A 17241-nucleotide genomic window follows, 5' to 3' on the forward strand; every position below is an offset into this window, starting at 1 on the left:
AACCCGGCTGAGAAGCCCGCGGAACCCGAGGAGAAGCCGATGTCGACGCTGCGCGTCACCGCCGAAGTGCTGACCGTCCACGAGCACCCGAACGCCGACGCGCTCGAACTGGCCCAGGTGGGTCTGTACCGGGCCGTCGTCGCCAAGGGCGCCTACCGCACCGGCGAGACCGCGCTCTACATCCCGGAGCAGTCCGTGCTCCCGCCCGCGCTGATCGAGGAACTGGGTCTGACCGGACGGCTCGCGGGCAGCTCGTCGGACCGGGTCAGGGCCGTACGACTGCGCGGAGAGCTGTCGCAGGGAATCGTCTGCCGCCCCAGGGCGCTGGCGGACGTCGACCTGGAGCGTGCCGCCGCGGACGGCACCGACTTCGCCGAGACGCTCGGCATCGTCAAATGGGTGCCCCCGATCCCGCCCACCATGAACGGCGAGATCGAGTCCGCGCCCGGACTGCTGCCCTGGGTCGACATCGAGAACATCCAGCGGTACCCGGACATCTTCGCGCCGGGCGAGCCGGTCGTACTGACGGAGAAGCTGCACGGCTCGGCCTGCCTGGTGACCCGTCTCGCGGACGAGGGGCGCGCGTACGTCTCCTCCAAGGGCTTCGGGGGCAAGTCGCTGGCGCTCAGGGAGGATCCGCGCAACCTGTACTGGCGCGCGGTGAACGGTCACGGGGTCGCGGGGGCCGCGGCCCGGCTCGCCGAGCGGCTCGGCGCACGCCGGGTCGGCATCTTCGGCGAGGTGTACGGGGCGGGCGTACAGGACCTGTCCTACGGCGCCGACGGCCGCCGCGAGTCCCTCGGCTACGCCGTGTTCGACGTGTCCGCGGAGATCGACGGCGAGGTCCGCTGGCTGGACGCGGCGGCGCTGCTGGAGGGCGAACTGCCCCTGGTGCCACGGCTGTACGAGGGCCCGTACGCCATCGACCGCGTACTGGAGGCCGCCTCGGGCCGGGAGACGGTCTCCGGCCGCGGACTGCATCTGCGCGAAGGGGTGGTCATCCGGCCCGCGACCGAGCGGTACAGCCCGGTGACGGGCGGCCGTGCCATCGCGAAGGCGGTCAGCCCCGCGTATCTGACGCGCAAGGGCGGCACGGAGTACGAGTGAGCCGGGCGGCGGCGTCCGCGGACCCCGGGGCGTGTCCCGCGCCTTCCCGCCGGCCGGGTGGGCGGCGGGCGGCTCGGCCGGAAGCGCAGGGGCCAGCGGCAGTCCTCGGACTTCCTGCCTCGCTCCGGGGTCAGCGGCAGGCAGCCCTCGGACTCCCTGCCCCGCTCCGGGGTCAGCGGCAGTCCTCGGATTCCCTGCCCCGCTCCGGCGCCGGCCGTGGCCCCACGCCGCGCTCGACCATGAGCCGGGATCCGGTCCGGCGCTCGCCGAAGACGTCGTCCGGGTTGGAGAGCACACAGTTGTCCAGGGACAGACACCCGCATCCGATGCAGTCGGTCAGATGGTCCCTCAGTCTGCTCAACTGCTTGATGCGCTCGTCGAGTTCGCCACGCCACGCCTCGGAGAGCCGGGCCCAGTCCGCGCGTGTCGGGGTGCGCTCCTCGGGGAGCTCGGCGAGGGCCTCACGGATGGTGGCCAGCGGGATGCCGACCCGCTGGGCGGCGCGGACGAAGGCGACCCGGCGCAGCGCGTCACGGTGGTAGCGGCGCTGGTTTCCGGTGGTGCGGCGACTGCTGATCAGGCCCTTGGACTCGTAGAAGTGCAGGGCGGAGACGGCGGCGCCGCTGCGGGCCGACAGCTGCCCGACGGTCAGCTCGTGGATCTTCTCAGGGATCTGGGGCACCCCTCCAACCCTACCGACTTCGTCACCCGCCCGGTCCGTTGACATGCGCCCCGCACACGACCATGCTAAGCAGTCGCTTAGACATGGAGATATGGGAGGTCAGCGAGATGGCAGAGCCTAGGACGTTCGCGACGGTCGACGAACTGCGTGCCGCCGTGGGCGAGCAGTTGGGGTACAGCGACTGGGTCGAGATCGAGCAGAAGCGGATCGACCTCTTCGCGGAGGCGACCGGCGACCACCAGTGGATCCACGTCGACCCCGAGCGGGCCGCGTCCGGCCCCTTCGGCACGACGATCGCGCACGGCTATCTCACCCTGTCCCTGCTCCCGCTCTTCGGCCCGCAGCTGATCAGCGTCGAGGGCGTGCAGATGGGGGTCAACTACGGTACGAACAAGGTCCGTTTCCCCGCCCCCGTACCGGTCGGCTCACGGCTGCGCGCCACCGCGACGATCACCGGTGTCGACGACGTGCCCGGCGGTGTCCAGGTGTCCGTGGCCTTCACCGTGGAGCGCGAGGGCGGCGACAAGCCGGTGTGCGTCGCCGAGTCGGTGTCGCGCTACTACGTCTGAGGTGTCGCGCCCCTACGTCTGAACGGCGCCGGCCGCGGGACCCACGCCGCGGCCACCCTTCGGACCCTCTCCTTGGACCTGGTCCTCCGGCCGGCTCCTCGACCCTGGTTCTCGGACCTACTCCTTGGACCCCACCATGCGCAGCACGAGGTCGGCGTAGAGCCCGCCGACCTCGTCGGGCGTGCGGGGGCCGTCGACGTTGAACCAGCGGGCCACGTCGATGCAGAGCGAGAGCACCGCGAGCGTGGTGCCCGGGACGTCCGGCACGTCGAAGTCGCCGGCCGCGACGCCGTCCTCGATGATCCCGCGCACGGCGGCGTCGGTCTGCCGCCGCAGCGCGATGATCTCGGCACGGGCCTCGGGGCCGAGCGCGTCGAGCTCGTACTGCACCACCCGCGCGGTGGTGTGCTGCCCGGCGTGCCACCGGACGAAGGAGCGCACGGCGTCGGTGAGCCGCTCGGCGGCGGCGCCCTCGCCGTCCGCCGCGGTGCGCACGATGGCGAGGGCCTTGTCGTGCCCGATCCGGCTGATCCGGTGAAGCAGTTCTTCCTTGGTCTTGTAGTGGATGTACAGCGCGGCCGGGCTCATGCCGGCCCGCCCGGCGATGTCCCGGGTCGTCGTCGCGTGGTACCCGCGCTCGGCGAAGGCCTCCACGGCGGCGATGAGCAGCCGCCGGGCCGCGTCCGGGGTGACCTCGGCCCACGGCTGCATCTCGCCGTCGACCGTCTCCTGCGCCGCACTCATCGCTGGTTCGCCCCTTCCACTGACAGGACGAACACCATACCTCTGATACTGAGCGAGCGCTTAGCGTGCTCGCTCAGGGCGGCCCGCCTCGTACTCAGAGCTTTTCGAACGGACTGTACGAACGGTGCGCGAGCTGCGCCTCCTGCCGGTCGCGGATCACCTTGGCCAGGGTGAAGCACGAGGTCACCAGATAGAGGACGGCGACGCCCAGGAAGGCACGCACCCAGGTGTCGGCCTCCAGCTTGAAGATGCCGATGGCGGTCGCGACCATGGCGACGGCGAAGGAGGCGACCGCCTGGCCGTAGAAGGCGGCGGTGGACTGCTGCTTGACGGATGTGTCAGTCATGCGGACCAGACTCGGCCGATACGGGCCGGGCCGCATCCGCTCCCGTACTCACCCGCGTACTCAGAAGGCCGAAACCCCGGTCAGCGCGCGCCCGATGACCAGCTTCTGTATCTGGCTGGTGCCCTCGTAGAGGGTCATCACCCGGGCGTCGCGCAGCAGTTTGCCCGCCGGGTACTCGTCGATGTAGCCGTAGCCGCCGAAGACCTGGAGCGCGTTGTTCGCGGCGCGCACGGCCGCCTCCGAGGCGAAGAGCTTGGCCTTGGAGGACTCGGTGGCGAACGGCAGCCCGCGGTCGACGAGGTCGGCGACCCGCCAGGTCAGCAGGCGCGCCGCGTCCACGTCCACGGCGATGTCGCTGATCAGCTCCTGGACGAGCTGGTGGTGCGCGATGGTCTTGCCGAACTGCTCCCGCTGGGTCGCGTACGTCACGGCGGCGTCCAGCGCGGCCTGGGCGATGCCGACACAGCCGGCGGCCACCGACATCCGCCCCTTGGCCAGGGCGGACATGGCCACGGAGAACCCTTTGCCCTCCGGCGCCAGCATGGCGCTCGCGGGGACGCGGACGTCCTCGAGGACGAGTTCGGCGGTGGCCTGGCCGCGCAGGCCGAGCTTGCCGTGGACGGTGTGGCGGGTCAGTCCCGGTGTGTCCGTCGGCACCAGGAAGGCGGAGATGCCACGGTGGCCGGGCTCGTCGGTCGACCGGGCGAACAGCAACACCACATCGGCCCAGGTCCCGTTGGTGATGAACATCTTGGTGCCGTTGATGACGTAGTCGTCGCCGTCACGTACGGCCCTGGTCGTCAGATGGCCGGCGTCCGAGCCGGTGCCGGGCTCGGTGAGGCCGAAGCAGCCCACCTGGGTGCCGGAGGTCAGCCCCGGCAGCCACTGCCGCTTCTGCTCCTCGCTCCCCCAGTGCGCGATCGTCTTGGCGACCAGGCCCAGCGAGACGGAGACGATGCCGCGCACGGACGAGTCCCCGCGCCCCAGCTCCTCCGTCACCAGGCAGTACGCGAGATGGTCGCCGCCGCTGCCGCCGTACTCCTCGTCGACCGTGAGGCCGAGGAAACCGACCTCGCCGAGCTTCTTGACGAGGGACCGGTCGACTTCCTCCGCCCGGTCCCACTCCACCACGTGGGGGGCGATCTCGCGGTCCACGAAGTCCTTGGCGAGCTGCCGGACGGCGGTCTGCTCCTCGCTGAGCTCCAGGTTCATGACGGAACACCCCACGTGAAAGCCGTACATCCGAAAATGTAAATTAGCACTGCTAGTTTAAGTGTGCAGCCCTACTATGTGCGCCATGGCCCGACCGCGCAAGCCCCTCCTCAGCACCGACCGGATCGTCGAGACGGCACGGGCCCTGGTGGACGCCGAGGGCCTGGCGTCCCTCTCCACGCGCCGGCTCGCCGCCGAACTGGGAGTGAGCGGACCCTCCCTCTACAACCACTTCCGCACCAAGGACCAGATCCTCGAGGCGGTCGCGGACTCGGTGAGCGCGCAGGTCGATCTCTCCGTGTTCGAGGACGGACGGGACTGGCGCACCGCGCTGCACGACTGGGCCGTCTCCTACCGGGCCGCCCTGCGCGACCACCCGAACATCGTGCCGGTCCTCGCGCGCGGCCCCGGCCGCCGGCCCGCCGGTCTGCGTCTGGCCGACGCGGTCTTCGGCGCGATGGTCGGCGCCGGCTGGCCGCCCGCGCAGGCCACCTCCATCGGCGCCCTGATGCGGTACTTCATCATGGGCTCCGCCCTCGGCTCGTTCGCCGGCGGCTTCGTCGACGACGAGGCCGCGTACGACCCGGCCGACTACCCCCACCTGGGGCAGGCCCATCTGCTCGCCGAGCAGCAGGAGAAGATCGACGAGCGGGCGTTCGAGGTGGGGCTCACGGCGCTGCTCGACGGGTTGGTGCAGCAGTTCGAGCGGGTGACCGGGACGGGGTGACCGGACTCCGGAGTGACCGGACCACGACGCAGTGGCCGGACCCGGAAAGGGAGTGACCGGACCGGGACCCGCAGGTGTGGTCCCCGCCCCATGCTTCGGCCGGCGCCGAAGTGTTCCTGGCGCATCCTGGGCGTATGACGAGACGGAAGGATCCGGTCGCGCCCGGTCTTGCGGCGCTGGCCGGGATGATCGCCGACGAGACCCGGGCCGTCTTCCTGCTCGCGCTGCTCGACGGCCGCGCCTGGACCGCCGGTGAGCTGGCCCGGCACGCCGAGGTCGCGCCGTCGACGGCCAGCGAACACCTCGGCAGACTGGTCGCGGGCGGCCTGCTCGCCGAGGAGCGGCAGGGCCGCCACCGCTACGTACGCCTGGCCGACAGCCGTGTCGCCCAGCTGGTGGAGGACCTGGCCGCCCAGGTCGCCCCCGGCACCGCCGAGCGTCCCCGCTCCCTGCGTGAGGCCGGCGCGGGTTCCGCGATGGTCCGCGGACGTACCTGCTACGACCATCTCGCCGGGCGGCTCGGTATCGCCCTCACCGACGCCCTCACCCAGCGCGGACTCCTGCGCCAGGACACCGGCTTCGCCCTCACCGACGCGGGCCTGCGCTGGTTCGACACGACCGGCATCGCCCTGAACCGCACCGGCCGCCGCCCCCTCAGCCGCGCCTGCCTCGACTGGACCGAGCGCCGCCCCCACCTCGCCGGCACCGCGGGCGCGGCCCTGTGCCGCCACGCCCTGGACGCCCACTGGTGCGTACGCATCGGATCGGAGCGCGCGGTCAAGGTCACGCCCGAGGGGGAGCTCGCCTTCGCGGAACTCCTGGGCATCGAGGCGGCGGCGCTCCGCTGAGGGACCCCGCCGCACCGACGCCCGCTCCCCTCACCACGGCGTCCGGAATCCGCCGGTCCCCCGCCTCGCCCGCACCTAGCCTCAGGAGCATGATGAACGCCTCCTCACCCGCTCCCACCCGCCGCACGGAGCTGCTCGCCGCGGGCGCGGCGGCGGTCACCGTCGTGCTGTGGGCCTCCGCCTTCGTGTCGATCCGCAGCGCGGGCGGGGCGTACTCTCCGGGGGCGCTGGCGCTCGGCCGGCTGCTGGCGGGCGCCGTGGCCCTGGGCACGATCTGTCTGCTGCGCCGGGAGGGTCCGCCCCCGCGGGAGGCCTGGCGCGGGATCGCGTTGTCCGGCCTGCTGTGGTTCGGCCTCTACATGGTCGTCCTGAACTGGGGTGAGCAGAAGGTGGACGCCGGTACGGCGGCGCTGGTCGTGAACACCGGCCCGATCCTGATCGCGCTGCTCGGCTCCCGGCTGCTGGGGGACCCGATGCCGCCGCGGCTGCTCGCGGGGATGGCGGTGTCCTTCGCGGGCGCGCTCGCGGTGGGGCTGTCGATGTCCGGCAGGGGCGGTTCCTCGGTTCTCGGGGTGGTCCTGTGTCTGCTCGCGGCGGTCGGCTACGCGGCGGGCGTCGTCGCCCAGAAGCCTGCCCTCGGCCGGGCGAGCGCCCTCCAGGTCACCACGTTCGGGTGCCTCGTGGGCGCCGTCGCCTGTCTGCCGTTCGCGGGACAACTGGTCCACGAGGTGGCGGACGCACCCGCCTCCGCCACCCTCAACGTGATCTACCTGGGTGTCTTCCCGACCGCACTGGCCTTCACGACCTGGGCGTACGCCCTGGCCCGGACCACCGCGAGCCGGATGGGGGCGACCACGTACGCGGTCCCCGCACTGGTCGTCGCGATGTCCTGGATCTTCCTCGACGAGGTCCCGGGGGCGCTGACCCTGGCGGGCGGCGTCCTGTGCCTGGCCGGAGTCGCGGTGTCGCGGTCCCGGGCGGCGGTCAGCGGTCCGGCGCGCGCGGCGGTCTCGCCCCGGCCGTCGGAGCGCGCCCGACGAGAAGCCTGACCAGAAGGGGGCGCGGAGGGGTGCCGGACTCCCGCTCCCCGGGGATCCCACCGGCTAGAACACCACCAACGCCCGTCCGCCCTTCCCGGCCACCATGTTCTCGAACGCGCCCGGGATCCCCTCCAGCCCGATCCGCTCGGTGACCAGCATCGCCAGGTCCAGCCGGCCCGCCCGTACGTGCTCGGCGAGCACCGGGAGATCGCGCGCCGGGTCGCAGTTGCCGTATACGCAGCCGGCCAGGGTCCTGCCCCAGTGGAAGATCTCCAGTGCGTTGAAGGTGACCTGCTGGTCCTTGCCGCCGATGCCGACGACCGTGGTGCGGCCGCCGCGGCGGGTGGAGTCCCAGGCGGCGCGGATGGTCACGGCGCGGCCGACGCACTCGACGGCCACGTCGACGCCCTGCTTGCCGGTCAGGGCGCGGATCTCACGGGCGGTGGTGTCGGAGGCGACGACGTAGTCCGTGGCGCCCGCGGCACGGGCCAGTGACTCCTTCTCGGGGGAGACGTCGACAGCGACGATCTTCGAGGCGCCCGCGATCCTGGCGGCCTGGAGCGCCGCGAGACCCACCCCGCCGACCCCGAACACCGCGACGGTCTCGCCGGGCCGGACCCCGGCGGAGTGGTGGACGGCGCCGTATCCGGTGAGGACCGCGCAGCCAAGCAGGGCGGCGTCGGTGAGCGGAATGCCGTCCGGAGCGGGGAGCACACATCCGGCGGCCACCACCGTCTCCTCGGCGAACGCGGCCACGTTCAGGCCGGGATGGAGGTCGCTCCCGTCGGACGTGCGCCGTGCGTACACGTTCCCCGCTCCGGTCAGCGCGTTGGCGCACAGCCACCCCTCCCCCAACGTACAGGCGTGGCAACTTCCGCAGGAGGGAGCCCAGTTGAGGACCACCGCCGCACCGGGGGCGATGCCCGTCACGCCGTCGCCCACGGCGACGACGGTCCCGGCTCCCTCGTGGCCGAGGACGGCGGGGACGGGCACCCGCATGGTGCCGTCGGACAGCGAGAGGTCGGAGTGACAGACCCCTGCGGCGGCCAGCCGGACGCGGACCTGGCCCGGGCCCGGTGCGGGGAGGTCGATCTCGGCGATCTCCAGAGGAGCGCCCACGGCGGGAAGGACGGCAGCGCGAACCATGTGAGTGCTCCTGGGGTCTAGAACTGGAGGGACTTCGTCTGGAGGTACTCGGACAGGCCGTGCGTGCCCAGCTCGCGTCCGACTCCGGACTGCTTGTACCCGCCGAACGGGGCACGGGGGTTGAAGCGTCCGCCGTTGATGTCGACCTGTCCGGTGTCGAGCCGTCGCGCGAACGCCACCGCCTCGGCCTCCTCCCCCGCCCAGACGGCTCCGGCCAGCCCGTAGACCGTGCCGTTGGCGATCCGGACGGCGTCCTCCTCGTCCTCGTAGCGCAGGATCGACAGCACCGGCCCGAAGATCTCCTCCTGGGCGATCGTCATCCCGGGCTCGACGTCGGCGAAGACGGTCGGGCTGACGAAGTACCCCTGGGGGCGCGGGGCTTCGGGGCCTCCCGCGACCAGCCGGGCGCCCTCGGCCACACCCTTCTCGATGTAACTCCGCACCCGGGCCTGCTGCTTGGCGCTGACGACCGGGCCGATGCGGTCGCCGTACTTGACCGCGGCCGCGGCGGCGAGCTCCACGGCCTCCTCGTACCGCGAGTCGTGCACCAGCATGCGGGTCCAGGCGCTGCACGTCTGGCCGGAGTTGGACATCACGTTCGCGACGCCGACGTTGACCGCCTTCGCGAGGTCGGCGCTCGGCAGGATCACGTTGGCGGACTTGCCGCCGAGTTCCAGCGCGACCCGTTTGACGGCGGCGCCGGCCGCGGCGCCGATCCGCCGGCCGACGGCCGTGGAGCCGGTGAAGGAGACCAGGTCCACGTCCGGGTGCTCGGCGAGGGCCTGGCCGGCCACCGGACCGAGGCCGGTGACGAGGTTGAAGACACCGGCCGGCACGCCTGCCTCCGCTACCGCCTCCGCGAAGAGCTGGGCGGTCAGGGGGGTGTCCTCGGCGGGCTTCAGGACGATCGTGCAGCCGGCCGCGAGCGCCGGGGCGACCTTGGCGACGATCTGGTGGAGCGGATAGTTCCAGGGTGTGATCGCGCCGACCACTCCGACGGGCTCCTGGTGCACGACCGAGTTGCCGACCCGCTCCTCGAAGGCGTGCGTGGCCGCGAGTTCGGCGTAGGAGCCCGCGACCAGGATCGGTACGCCCGCGTGGACCGCCTGCGAGAACGCGAGCGGCGAGCCGAGCTCCGCCGTGACGGTCTCGGCGATCTCCTCCTTGCGGGCGTCGAGTACGTCACGCAGGGCGGCCAGCCGCGCGGCGCGCCCGGCGGGCGGGGTCGCGGCCCAGGCCGGGAAGGCGGCGCGGGCGGCTCGTACCGCGGCGTCGACGTCCTCGGCGGTGCCCGCGGCGACCCGGCCCACCACCTGCTCGTCGACCGGGTTCACCACCTCGATGGTGTCGGTGCCGGCGGCGGGGCGCCAGGCACCGTCGATGTACATGCCGTCATGTGCCTTCATCGTGTTCCTCCCGGGCGGGGCCGCGTCGGTCCGGACCCTAAACTAGCGATGATAGTTTTGTGGCGCCAGGGGGATCGGGGGGCGCGTGCGGCCCGGACGTCCCCAGGGCCTCAGAAGTCCGCCCGGGTGGGCGCGTCGAGGCGGGCCACGGACTCCTGCCCGAACGTCCTCTCGTACGCCGCCCGGATCCGCTCGATCCCGGCGTCCCGCGCACGGGCCTGCGCCGCCGGATACAGCAGGATCAGCTCGTACGACCGCTCACGCTCGATGACCCCGTGCGCGTCACGGTACTGGCCGCGGCCGTCCCGCACGGTGAGCCCCTCGGGGAAGGCGGGCGTCACCTCGCGGTCGACGAAGGCCATGAACTGCGGTTCGGTCACGGCCGGTCCGCCGTCGGGCCGCTCGGTGCCGAACAGCAGCCGGGTCTCGACGTAAGTCCTCGCGGTGGCCGGGGCCCTCGGGCCCGCGTCGTCGAACAGGGCGTACGCGGCCGGGGCGCCGGCCGCGAGCAGGGCGGTGGCGGTGGCGGCGCCCACCCGGGCGCGGATGCTGAGCGGGGGCATGCACGCATGCTGGCGAACTCACTCATCCAGGTCGGGCAGCCGCGCCGGGGCGGGACAGATGCGTCCGCCGTGCTGGTCGAAGACGAACAGGTGGGCGAGGTCGACGAGGAGGGGGACCTGCAGGCCGTGCCGGAGTTCGAAGTCGGGGGTGGTGCGAACGACGAGGTCGCCGGGCAGGCGCCCCTGCGGCGGGACCTCGTCGGCGCGGGCGGGTTCCGTGTCGTCCGGGTGCTCCAGGACGACCACGGGACCGGCCCGCAGACCGGCCGCCCGCTCCCGGAGGCGGCCCAGGGCGGAGCCCGCACGGCGCCGCCGACGGACCGGACGGACCGGACGCGGCGCCTCCAGCTCCGGTACGAAGGCGGGCCGCGAGCCGGTGTTGAAGTGGACGAGCACCTCGTGCCCCTGGAACTCCACATGTTCGACCAGGCCGCTGATCGCCACCTCGCCGGGCCTGGCCTCCGACGGTCTGGCGATGCGGACCCCCTCGGAGCGCAGGCCGACGATGACCTCCCTGCCCTGCTGCACCCGTAGCAACTGGTGGTCGAGACAGAGGGGTTCGGGCAGCCGGAGGTACTGCCGGCCGAGGCTGATCGTCATGGCGCCGTCGAGCGGTGCCCGGACGAGGCCGCGCAGCAGGTTGATGCGGGGAGTGCCGATGAAGGCGGCGACGAAGACGTTCGCGGGCAGTGCGTAGACCGTGCGGGGCGTGCCCAGTTGCTGGAGCACGCCGCCGCGCAGGACGGCGACCCGGTCGCCGAGCGAGAGCGCCTCGGCCTGGTCGTGGGTGACGTACACCGTGGTGACGCCCAGTTTTCTGGTCAGGGAGGCGATCTCGGCGCGCAGGTGGTTGCGGAGCTTGGCGTCGAGGTTGGACAGCGGCTCGTCCATCAGGAAGGCGGAGGGGTGCCGGGCGATGGCGCGGCCCATCGCGACGCGCTGGCGTTCGCCTCCCGACAGCTGGTTGGGGAAGCGGTCGAGGAGGTCCTCGATGCCGAGCATCCGGGCGGTGGCGTCGACGCGCGGGCGGGGGTCCTCGCCGGGTGTCTCGATGCGCAGCGGGAAGCCGATGTTGTCGCGGCTGGTCATGCTCGGATAGAGGGCGAAGTTCTGGAAGACCATCGCCATGTCCCGTTCGGCCGGGGGCAGATCGTTGGCGAACTCGCCGTCCAGGCGCACCTCGCCCTCGTTCGGGTCCTCCAGCCCGGCGATCATCCTCAGCACGGTCGACTTTCCGCAGCCGGAGGGGCCGAGCAGGACCAGGAACTCTCCGGGCCTGATGTCGAGCGAGAGCCGCTCCACCACGCGGACACCGCGCGCGTACGACTTGCTGACCTGGTGCAGGGAGATGGCGCGTGTCATGAAGGGTGCCCCCGGGGGCTCACAGGGCGCTGGTGCTCCGCGGTCGGACGTCCCGGGCGGGTCGCGGGGGACGTGTGAGTCACGGAAGCTAACGGACCGCACACGCCCGGGGGAAGACACACGGCGGGATCGGACGGCACGGTTCACCCCGGGAGGAAACGGACGATCGCCTACCGCTCCGGCGGGGTCGCGGCCGGCGGGCCGGCGTCCGTCAGACGATGCCGAACAGGATCCCCGCGCCCAGCACCACCAACGACGTCAGCGCCGCCCACTTGACCACGAACCGGGTGTGGTCGCCGAACTCGACCTTCGCCATGCCGACCAGGACGTACACGGCGGGAACGAGCGGGCTCGACATGTGCAGCGGCTGGCCGACGAGCGAGGCGCGGGCGATCTCCAGCGACGAGACGCCGTGTGCGTGGCCCGCCTCGGCGAGCACCGGCAGGACACCGAAGTAGAAGCCGTCGTTGGACATGAAGTAGGTGAGCGGGATGCTGAGGACACCGGTGACGAGGGCCATGTGCGGGCCCATTCCGTCGGGGATGCTGGAGACCAGCCACTCGGACATGTGGTCGACCATGCCGGTGCCCTGGAGGACGCCGGTGAAGACGGCGGCGGCGAAGACCATGCCGGAGACGTTCAGGACGTTCCCGGCGTGGGCGCCGAGGCGGGCCTTCTGGTCCGGCATGTGGGGGAAGTTGACGGTGAGCGCGAGCGCGGCGCCGAGCAGGAAGAGGACCGGGATCGGCAGCCACTCCATGATCATGGAGGTCAGCAGGGCGACCGTGAGCAGCGCGTTGAACCAGTAGAGCCGGGGGCGCAGGGTGGCGCGGTGGGGGTCGAGTCCCTGGAACCCGTCCCCCTCGTCGGGAACGCCCGTGTCGGCGTCCGGCCCGGAGCCCGCACCGCCCGTGTGTACGGCCCCGGTTCCGCCACCGGCGCCCGCGCGGACGGCCGCGGTTCCGTCACCGCCGCCCGCACCGACCAGAACCGTCTCGGTCTCCGGCTCCGGCATCTCGTCCAGCGTCAGCACGCCGAGCCGCCGGCGTTCGCGGCGCCCGAGGACGTACGCGAGGGCCAGGACGCTCAGCAGGCCGACGGCGAGGGCCGGGACCATGGGGACGAAGATGTCGCTCGCGTCCAGCTTCAGCGCGGTCGCGGCGCGGGCGGTGGGGCCGCCCCAGGGCAGCGTGTTCATCACACCGTTGGCCATCGCGGCGACGCCGGTCATCACGACCAGGCTCATCTTCAGGCGCTTGTAGAGCGGGTACATCGCCGAGACCGTGATCATGAAGGTGGTCGAGCCGTCGCCGTCGAGCGAGACGACCGCCGCGAGGACCGCCGTTCCGATCACGATCCGCAGCGGGTCGGCCCGGCAGAACCTCAGGATCCCCCGGACGATCGGGTCGAAGAGGCCGACGTCGATCATCACGCCGAAGTAGACGATCGCGAACATCAGCATCGCCGCCGTGGGGGCGAGGTCGGTGACGCCGCCGATGACGTAGTCGCCGAGTTCGGCGCCCTTTCCGACGAAGACACAGAAGAGTGCCGGGATCAGCACGAGCGCCGCGATCGGCGACATCTTCTTCACCATGATCAGGACCAGGAAGGTCGCGATCATGGTGAAGCCGAGGATGGTCAGCATGAAGTGGATACCTAACGTTCGCCCTTGAACTCCCGCCAGGGCCGGCGGTGCGACGACGTTAGGTCGGTCCGGAATCGGTTGACAAGATGTTGACACGCGAGCAATAAGCGCAAAACTCCAGGTCACAGCCTCGTCTCGGCGAGCGTGAGCTCGACGGGGATGCCGTTGAGCACCGCCGTGCCCGAGAGCGGGTCGAGGAGCGAGCCGTCGAGAAGCTGGTTGACGTTGACGCCGGGGTCGAGGGCGGCGTGGCTCATCCGGGTGCCGGGACGGTCGTGTCCCCAGCCGTGCGGCAGGCTCACCACTCCGCGCCGCACCGCGTCGGTGACCTCCGCGGGAGCGGTCACCTCTCCCCCGGCCCCCTTGATGCGTACGGCCGTCCCGTCGGCGAGCCCCAGACGTGCGGCGTCCTCGGGGTGGACGTGCAGGGTGCAGCGGTTGGAACCGCCGGTGAGCGCGGGCACGTTGTGCATCCAGCTGTTGTTGGAGCGCAGGTGGCGTCGGCCGACGAGCACGATCGCGGCCGGACGTTCGCGCAGGGCGTCCCGCAGCCGCGGCAGGTCGCCGGCGACGGGTGCCGGGAGCAGTTCGATCCTGCCGCTGCGGGTCTTGAGCGGCTGCGGCAGGCGGGGGCGCAGCGGCCCGAGGTCGATGCCGTGCGGACGTGCGAGGAGCCGGTCCAGGTTCAGACCGTCCGGGCGGGCGCCGAAACCGTCGCCGTACGGGCCGAGGCGCAGCATCATGTCGAGGCGCCGCTCGGGGCCGGTCTCACCGGTGAGCGCGGCGGCGAGTTCGCGGGGGTCGCGCCGGTGCACCGGCCCGTGCGCGTCCTTGACCGCCTTGGCGAGGGTGGAGTCGACGACCATGGTGTCGACGGCGGACGGGTCGGTCCCGTGCATGCCGGTCGCGGCCAGCACCAGCCGGGCGAGGATCTCGGTCTCCGCCATCCGGCCGGGTTCGAGGGGGACGGCGGGGCGGTTGTAGCGGACCTGGTTGCGTACGGCGAGGGTGTTGAAGGCGAAGTCGTGGTGGGCGCTCTGCGAGGGCGGGGGCGGCGGCAGGACGACGTGCGCGTGGCGGGAGGTCTCGTTGAGGTACGGATCGACGCTGACCATGAAGTCGAGCGAGTCGAGGGCCTTGTCGAGGCGGTCGCCGTCGGGGGCGGACAGGACGGGGTTGGCGGCGACGGCGATGACGGCGCGGACCGGGGCCCCTTCGGGCGTGGCGGTGTCTATCTCCTCCGCGAGGGCGGACAGCGGCAGTTCACCCTTGGCCTCGGGGTACCGGCTCACCCTGCTGTGCCAGCGGCCGAGCGCGAAGCCGTGACCGGGGCCGGCGGGCCGGGGCGTCCGGTCGGTGGCGGCGAGCGGGAAGAGGGCGCCGCCGGGCCGGTCCAGGTTGCCGGTGAGGATGTTGAGGATGTCGACGAGCCAGCTGGCGAGGGTGCCGTGGGGGACGGTGCAGCTGCCGATACGTCCGTAGACGGCCGCGGTGGGGGCGGCGGCCAGCTCGCGGGCGAGTGCCCGGATGGTGTCGGCGGGTACGTCGCAGGCCTCGCTCGCGGCTTCGGGGGTGAAGTCCCGTACAGCGTCCGCGAGTTCCTCGATGCCCTGGAGGTGCGGAGTGAGCTCGCCCGGGTCGACGAGCTTCTCCTCGAAGAGGACGTGGGTCATCGCCGCGAGCAGCAGGGCGTCGGTGCCGGGCCGCACGGCCACGTGACGGTCGGCGAGTTTGGCCGTGCGGGTCCGGCGCGGGTCGATGACCGTGAGCGTGCCGCCGCGGGCCCGCAGTGCCTTGAGCTTGCCGGGGAAGTCGGGTGCGGTGCACAGACTCCCGTTGGATTCCAGGGGGTTGGCGCCGATCAGCAGGAGGTGGTCGGTGTGGTCGAGGTCCGGGACCGGGATGGCGTTGGCGTCGCCGTAGAGCAGGCCGCTCGACACGTGTTTGGGCATCTGGTCGACGGTGGAGGCGGTGAAGACGCTGCGGGTGCCGAGGCCGGAGAGCAGAACGGCCGGGTAGAGGGCGCCGGCCATGGTGTGGACGTTGGGGTTGCCCAGGACGACGCCGACGGCGTGCGGGCCGTACTGGTCCACGACCGCGCGCAGTCCCGTCGCGACGGCGTCGAAGGCCTCCTCCCACGTGGCCTCGCGCAGTGCGCCGTCCTCGCGTACGAGGGGGGTGCGCAGTCGGTCGGGATCGCCGTCGGCGGCCCCGAAGGAGGCACCCTTCGGGCAGAGGAACCCCTTGCTGAACACGTCGTCGCGGTCGCCGCGGGCGCCGGTGACCCGGGTGCCCTCGATGGTGAGCGTCAGCCCGCAGGTGGCCTCGCAGAGGGGGCAGACGCGCAAGGCGGTGCGGGAGTCTCGGGTGGTGCCGGAGGGGCGGGACACGGATCCTCCCGGAGGACGGTGGCAGCGGTGGCGCACGGACGCGGCCGAGCATACCGACCGGTACGGATGAACGGCAGGGCTCTCGCGGGTACGGTCGAAAATCTCCGCACCCCTCCCCGGCCCGCACCCGGTTCAGTCGAGGACCCGGCCCAGATAGGCGCGCAGCAGTTGCCGGGTCTCGGCGATGATCCGCTCGTCGCCCTCCGGGTCGAGCCGGAAGGCGAGGTGGACCAGGGTGTCGGCGGCCTCCACGGCGACGAGGAAGGTGCGCCGCAGGTCCTCGTCGGGGGTGCGGTCGAGATAGCCGGAAAGCAGTTCGGTGAGCCGGTCGGCGACGCGGGTGTTGGGCTCGGCGTGTCCGGAGCCGACCGGGATCTGGTTGCCGAAGTCGACCAGGGAGAAGCCGGGCGCGGTGCGCTTCATGGCGAGGTACTCGTCGAGCACGGCGTCCATGGCGGCCCGCCAGCCTCCCGCGCCGTCCGACTTCCCGAGGCGGTCGGCGACTCGTTCGGTGTAGTGCTCCAGGTTGCGCTGGGCCAGTGCGTCGGCCATGGCGCGCTTGTTGCCGAAGAAGCGGTAGACGGAACCGATCGGGACACTCGCGCGCTGGGCCACGGCCCGGGTGCTCAGGGCGTCGTAGCCGACCTCGTCGAGGAGTCCGGCGCAGGCGTCGAGTATCCTCGTGAGTCTTTCGGCGCTGCGCCGCTGGACGGGCGCACGGCGGAGCGGGGTCGCAGGGGGCACGGGCTTCATGATGCCTTTCCGCCGGAGTCCGGTGAACCTCCCGTGTCGGTACCGGCCGGACCGCTGTTCCCGCTCGTCGTGGCCGTCCGCGTGCGGGGCGGGGCCGTCGCGCCGGTCGGCGCGGTGGCCCCCGTGGCGGTGGCCGCCGGGGACGGAGTCCGTGCCGGCGCGGCCATCGGGGCTGAGCCGTGCGTCGGCCCCGAAGCGGACGCCGTGATGTCGGCCGTGCTCTGCACCGGCTTGCCGTGTACGGCCCACACCGTCCGGTCGTCCGCGTAGAGGCGTGCGGTGACGTGATGGGTGCCGCGTGGCACCAGGCCGCCGGCGAGGTGGTGTTCGACGGTGCGCAGCGTGGCGATGGTGCGGCCGTCGAGGTAGAGCAGTGCGACGCCGCGGCCGGACACGGCCCGGGTCCGCGCTCCGGCGGCCGAGAAGTGGAAGTGGTGGACGCTCAGGCGCACGTCCCAGCCGTAGTCGGAGTCCGGCTGGACCTCGATCGCGACCTCGGGCGCGTTCTTCTTGTCGACCTCACGGTAGTGCCGTCCCTCCTCGTCCGTCCCGTCCAGGAGTCTGCCCACGGGCGAGGCCGACACCCACTCCCCTCGCCCGTGCCCGTCACCGGAGCCGCAGCCCGCCGGTCCGCCGAGCAGGGCGCAGACCGCGAGCGTGGCGAGCAGTCCACGCTTCCACGACATGCCGGGGAGAGTAGA

The 17241-nt window shown here is 72.3% G+C and carries 17 protein-coding genes; 5 read left to right on the plus strand and 12 right to left on the minus strand.

Annotated features, from left to right (window positions below; all coding sequences use genetic code 11):
• The first annotated feature begins 39 nt into the window (after positions 1–39).
• Positions 40–1107, plus strand: a complete 1068-nt coding sequence (locus tag OHB41_RS12350; RefSeq protein WP_266697958.1) for an RNA ligase (ATP) — start codon at positions 40–42, stop codon at positions 1105–1107.
• 172 nt (positions 1108–1279) lie between these two features.
• Here the strand turns inward: OHB41_RS12350 and soxR are convergent, their stop codons facing one another.
• The gene (gene soxR, locus OHB41_RS12355) at positions 1280–1789 is read right to left on the minus strand and encodes a redox-sensitive transcriptional activator SoxR (protein ID WP_266697959.1); all 510 of its coding nucleotides are present in this window, start codon (positions 1787–1789) and stop codon (positions 1280–1282) included.
• Between the two features lie 107 nt (positions 1790–1896).
• On the opposite strand from soxR, the gene OHB41_RS12360 reads away from it, so the two are divergent.
• Positions 1897–2358, plus strand: a complete 462-nt coding sequence (locus OHB41_RS12360) for a MaoC family dehydratase (RefSeq protein WP_266705811.1) — start codon at positions 1897–1899, stop codon at positions 2356–2358.
• A 117-nt stretch (positions 2359–2475) separates the two neighbouring features.
• Here the strand turns inward: OHB41_RS12360 and OHB41_RS12365 are convergent, their stop codons facing one another.
• From OHB41_RS12365 to OHB41_RS12375, 3 genes are all read right to left on the minus strand, one after another.
• Positions 2476–3102 (minus strand): TetR/AcrR family transcriptional regulator, encoded by a 627-nt coding sequence (locus tag OHB41_RS12365; protein ID WP_266697960.1) that lies wholly within the window; start codon positions 3100–3102, stop codon positions 2476–2478.
• Between the two features lie 94 nt (positions 3103–3196).
• On the minus strand, positions 3197–3448 hold the full coding sequence (locus tag OHB41_RS12370; RefSeq protein WP_266697961.1) for a YiaA/YiaB family inner membrane protein: 252 nt from the start codon (positions 3446–3448) through the stop codon (positions 3197–3199).
• Positions 3449–3508: 60 nt separating this feature from the next.
• Positions 3509–4660: an acyl-CoA dehydrogenase family protein gene (locus tag OHB41_RS12375; protein WP_266697962.1), complete on the minus strand. Its 1152-nt coding sequence runs from the start codon at positions 4658–4660 to the stop codon at positions 3509–3511.
• An 85-nt stretch (positions 4661–4745) separates the two neighbouring features.
• Here OHB41_RS12375 and OHB41_RS12380 point away from each other — a divergent pair, with 85 nt between their 5' ends.
• The 3 genes from OHB41_RS12380 (at position 4746) to OHB41_RS12390 (ending at position 7284) form a co-directional block, all read left to right on the plus strand.
• Positions 4746–5387: a TetR/AcrR family transcriptional regulator gene (locus tag OHB41_RS12380; RefSeq protein ID WP_266697963.1), complete on the plus strand. Its 642-nt coding sequence runs from the start codon at positions 4746–4748 to the stop codon at positions 5385–5387.
• A gap of 134 nt (positions 5388–5521) precedes the next feature.
• Entirely contained in the window at positions 5522–6235 is a 714-nt protein-coding gene (locus OHB41_RS12385; RefSeq protein ID WP_266697965.1) for an ArsR/SmtB family transcription factor, read from the plus strand.
• A gap of 89 nt (positions 6236–6324) precedes the next feature.
• On the plus strand, positions 6325–7284 hold the full coding sequence (locus OHB41_RS12390; protein ID WP_266697966.1) for a DMT family transporter: 960 nt from the start codon (positions 6325–6327) through the stop codon (positions 7282–7284).
• 54 nt (positions 7285–7338) lie between these two features.
• Here the strand turns inward: OHB41_RS12390 and OHB41_RS12395 are convergent, their stop codons facing one another.
• From OHB41_RS12395 to OHB41_RS12430, 8 genes are all read right to left on the minus strand, one after another.
• The gene (locus OHB41_RS12395; protein WP_266697968.1) at positions 7339–8421 is read right to left on the minus strand and encodes a Zn-dependent alcohol dehydrogenase; all 1083 of its coding nucleotides are present in this window, start codon (positions 8419–8421) and stop codon (positions 7339–7341) included.
• Between the two features lie 17 nt (positions 8422–8438).
• Positions 8439–9827 (minus strand): aldehyde dehydrogenase family protein, encoded by a 1389-nt coding sequence (locus OHB41_RS12400; RefSeq protein ID WP_266697970.1) that lies wholly within the window; start codon positions 9825–9827, stop codon positions 8439–8441.
• A 110-nt stretch (positions 9828–9937) separates the two neighbouring features.
• The gene (locus tag OHB41_RS12405) at positions 9938–10390 is read right to left on the minus strand and encodes a DUF3574 domain-containing protein (protein WP_266697971.1); all 453 of its coding nucleotides are present in this window, start codon (positions 10388–10390) and stop codon (positions 9938–9940) included.
• A gap of 18 nt (positions 10391–10408) precedes the next feature.
• The gene (locus tag OHB41_RS12410) at positions 10409–11752 is read right to left on the minus strand and encodes an ABC transporter ATP-binding protein (protein ID WP_266697972.1); all 1344 of its coding nucleotides are present in this window, start codon (positions 11750–11752) and stop codon (positions 10409–10411) included.
• Positions 11753–11963: 211 nt separating this feature from the next.
• Positions 11964–13397, minus strand: a complete 1434-nt coding sequence (locus OHB41_RS12415; protein WP_266697973.1) for a CitMHS family transporter — start codon at positions 13395–13397, stop codon at positions 11964–11966.
• Positions 13398–13519: 122 nt separating this feature from the next.
• Positions 13520–15787: a molybdopterin oxidoreductase family protein gene (locus OHB41_RS12420; protein WP_266697975.1), complete on the minus strand. Its 2268-nt coding sequence runs from the start codon at positions 15785–15787 to the stop codon at positions 13520–13522.
• Positions 15788–15919: 132 nt separating this feature from the next.
• Positions 15920–16540, minus strand: a complete 621-nt coding sequence (locus OHB41_RS12425) for a TetR/AcrR family transcriptional regulator (protein WP_266697976.1) — start codon at positions 16538–16540, stop codon at positions 15920–15922.
• Positions 16537–17226, minus strand: a complete 690-nt coding sequence (locus OHB41_RS12430) for a nuclear transport factor 2 family protein (RefSeq protein ID WP_266697977.1) — start codon at positions 17224–17226, stop codon at positions 16537–16539. Before OHB41_RS12430 ends, OHB41_RS12425 begins: the two co-directional genes overlap by 4 nt.
• Between the last annotated feature and the right edge of the window lie 15 nt (positions 17227–17241).

This window comes from Streptomyces sp. NBC_01571 (assembly GCF_026339875.1).
GTDB lineage: Bacteria > Actinomycetota > Actinomycetes > Streptomycetales > Streptomycetaceae > Streptomyces.

What these genes read in the sequence shown, in the direction of transcription:
- OHB41_RS12350 (WP_266697958.1), top strand. Translation starts at nt 40, where the DNA reads ATGTCGACGCTGCGCGTCACCGCCGAAGTGCTGACCGTCCACGAGCAC.
- OHB41_RS12365 (WP_266697960.1), bottom strand. Translation starts at nt 3,102, where the DNA reads ATGAGTGCGGCGCAGGAGACGGTCGACGGCGAGATGCAGCCGTGGGCC.
- OHB41_RS12415 (WP_266697973.1), bottom strand. Translation starts at nt 13,397, where the DNA reads ATGCTGACCATCCTCGGCTTCACCATGATCGCGACCTTCCTGGTCCTG.
- OHB41_RS12390 (WP_266697966.1), top strand. Translation starts at nt 6,325, where the DNA reads ATGATGAACGCCTCCTCACCCGCTCCCACCCGCCGCACGGAGCTGCTC.
- OHB41_RS12360 (WP_266705811.1), top strand. Translation starts at nt 1,897, where the DNA reads ATGGCAGAGCCTAGGACGTTCGCGACGGTCGACGAACTGCGTGCCGCC.
- OHB41_RS12430 (WP_266697977.1), bottom strand. Translation starts at nt 17,226, where the DNA reads ATGTCGTGGAAGCGTGGACTGCTCGCCACGCTCGCGGTCTGCGCCCTG.
- OHB41_RS12380 (WP_266697963.1), top strand. Translation starts at nt 4,746, where the DNA reads ATGGCCCGACCGCGCAAGCCCCTCCTCAGCACCGACCGGATCGTCGAG.
- OHB41_RS12385 (WP_266697965.1), top strand. Translation starts at nt 5,522, where the DNA reads ATGACGAGACGGAAGGATCCGGTCGCGCCCGGTCTTGCGGCGCTGGCC.
- OHB41_RS12370 (WP_266697961.1), bottom strand. Translation starts at nt 3,448, where the DNA reads ATGACTGACACATCCGTCAAGCAGCAGTCCACCGCCGCCTTCTACGGC.
- OHB41_RS12410 (WP_266697972.1), bottom strand. Translation starts at nt 11,752, where the DNA reads ATGACACGCGCCATCTCCCTGCACCAGGTCAGCAAGTCGTACGCGCGC.
- OHB41_RS12395 (WP_266697968.1), bottom strand. Translation starts at nt 8,421, where the DNA reads ATGGTTCGCGCTGCCGTCCTTCCCGCCGTGGGCGCTCCTCTGGAGATC.
- OHB41_RS12400 (WP_266697970.1), bottom strand. Translation starts at nt 9,827, where the DNA reads ATGAAGGCACATGACGGCATGTACATCGACGGTGCCTGGCGCCCCGCC.
- OHB41_RS12425 (WP_266697976.1), bottom strand. Translation starts at nt 16,540, where the DNA reads ATGAAGCCCGTGCCCCCTGCGACCCCGCTCCGCCGTGCGCCCGTCCAG.
- OHB41_RS12375 (WP_266697962.1), bottom strand. Translation starts at nt 4,660, where the DNA reads ATGAACCTGGAGCTCAGCGAGGAGCAGACCGCCGTCCGGCAGCTCGCC.
- OHB41_RS12405 (WP_266697971.1), bottom strand. Translation starts at nt 10,390, where the DNA reads ATGCCCCCGCTCAGCATCCGCGCCCGGGTGGGCGCCGCCACCGCCACC.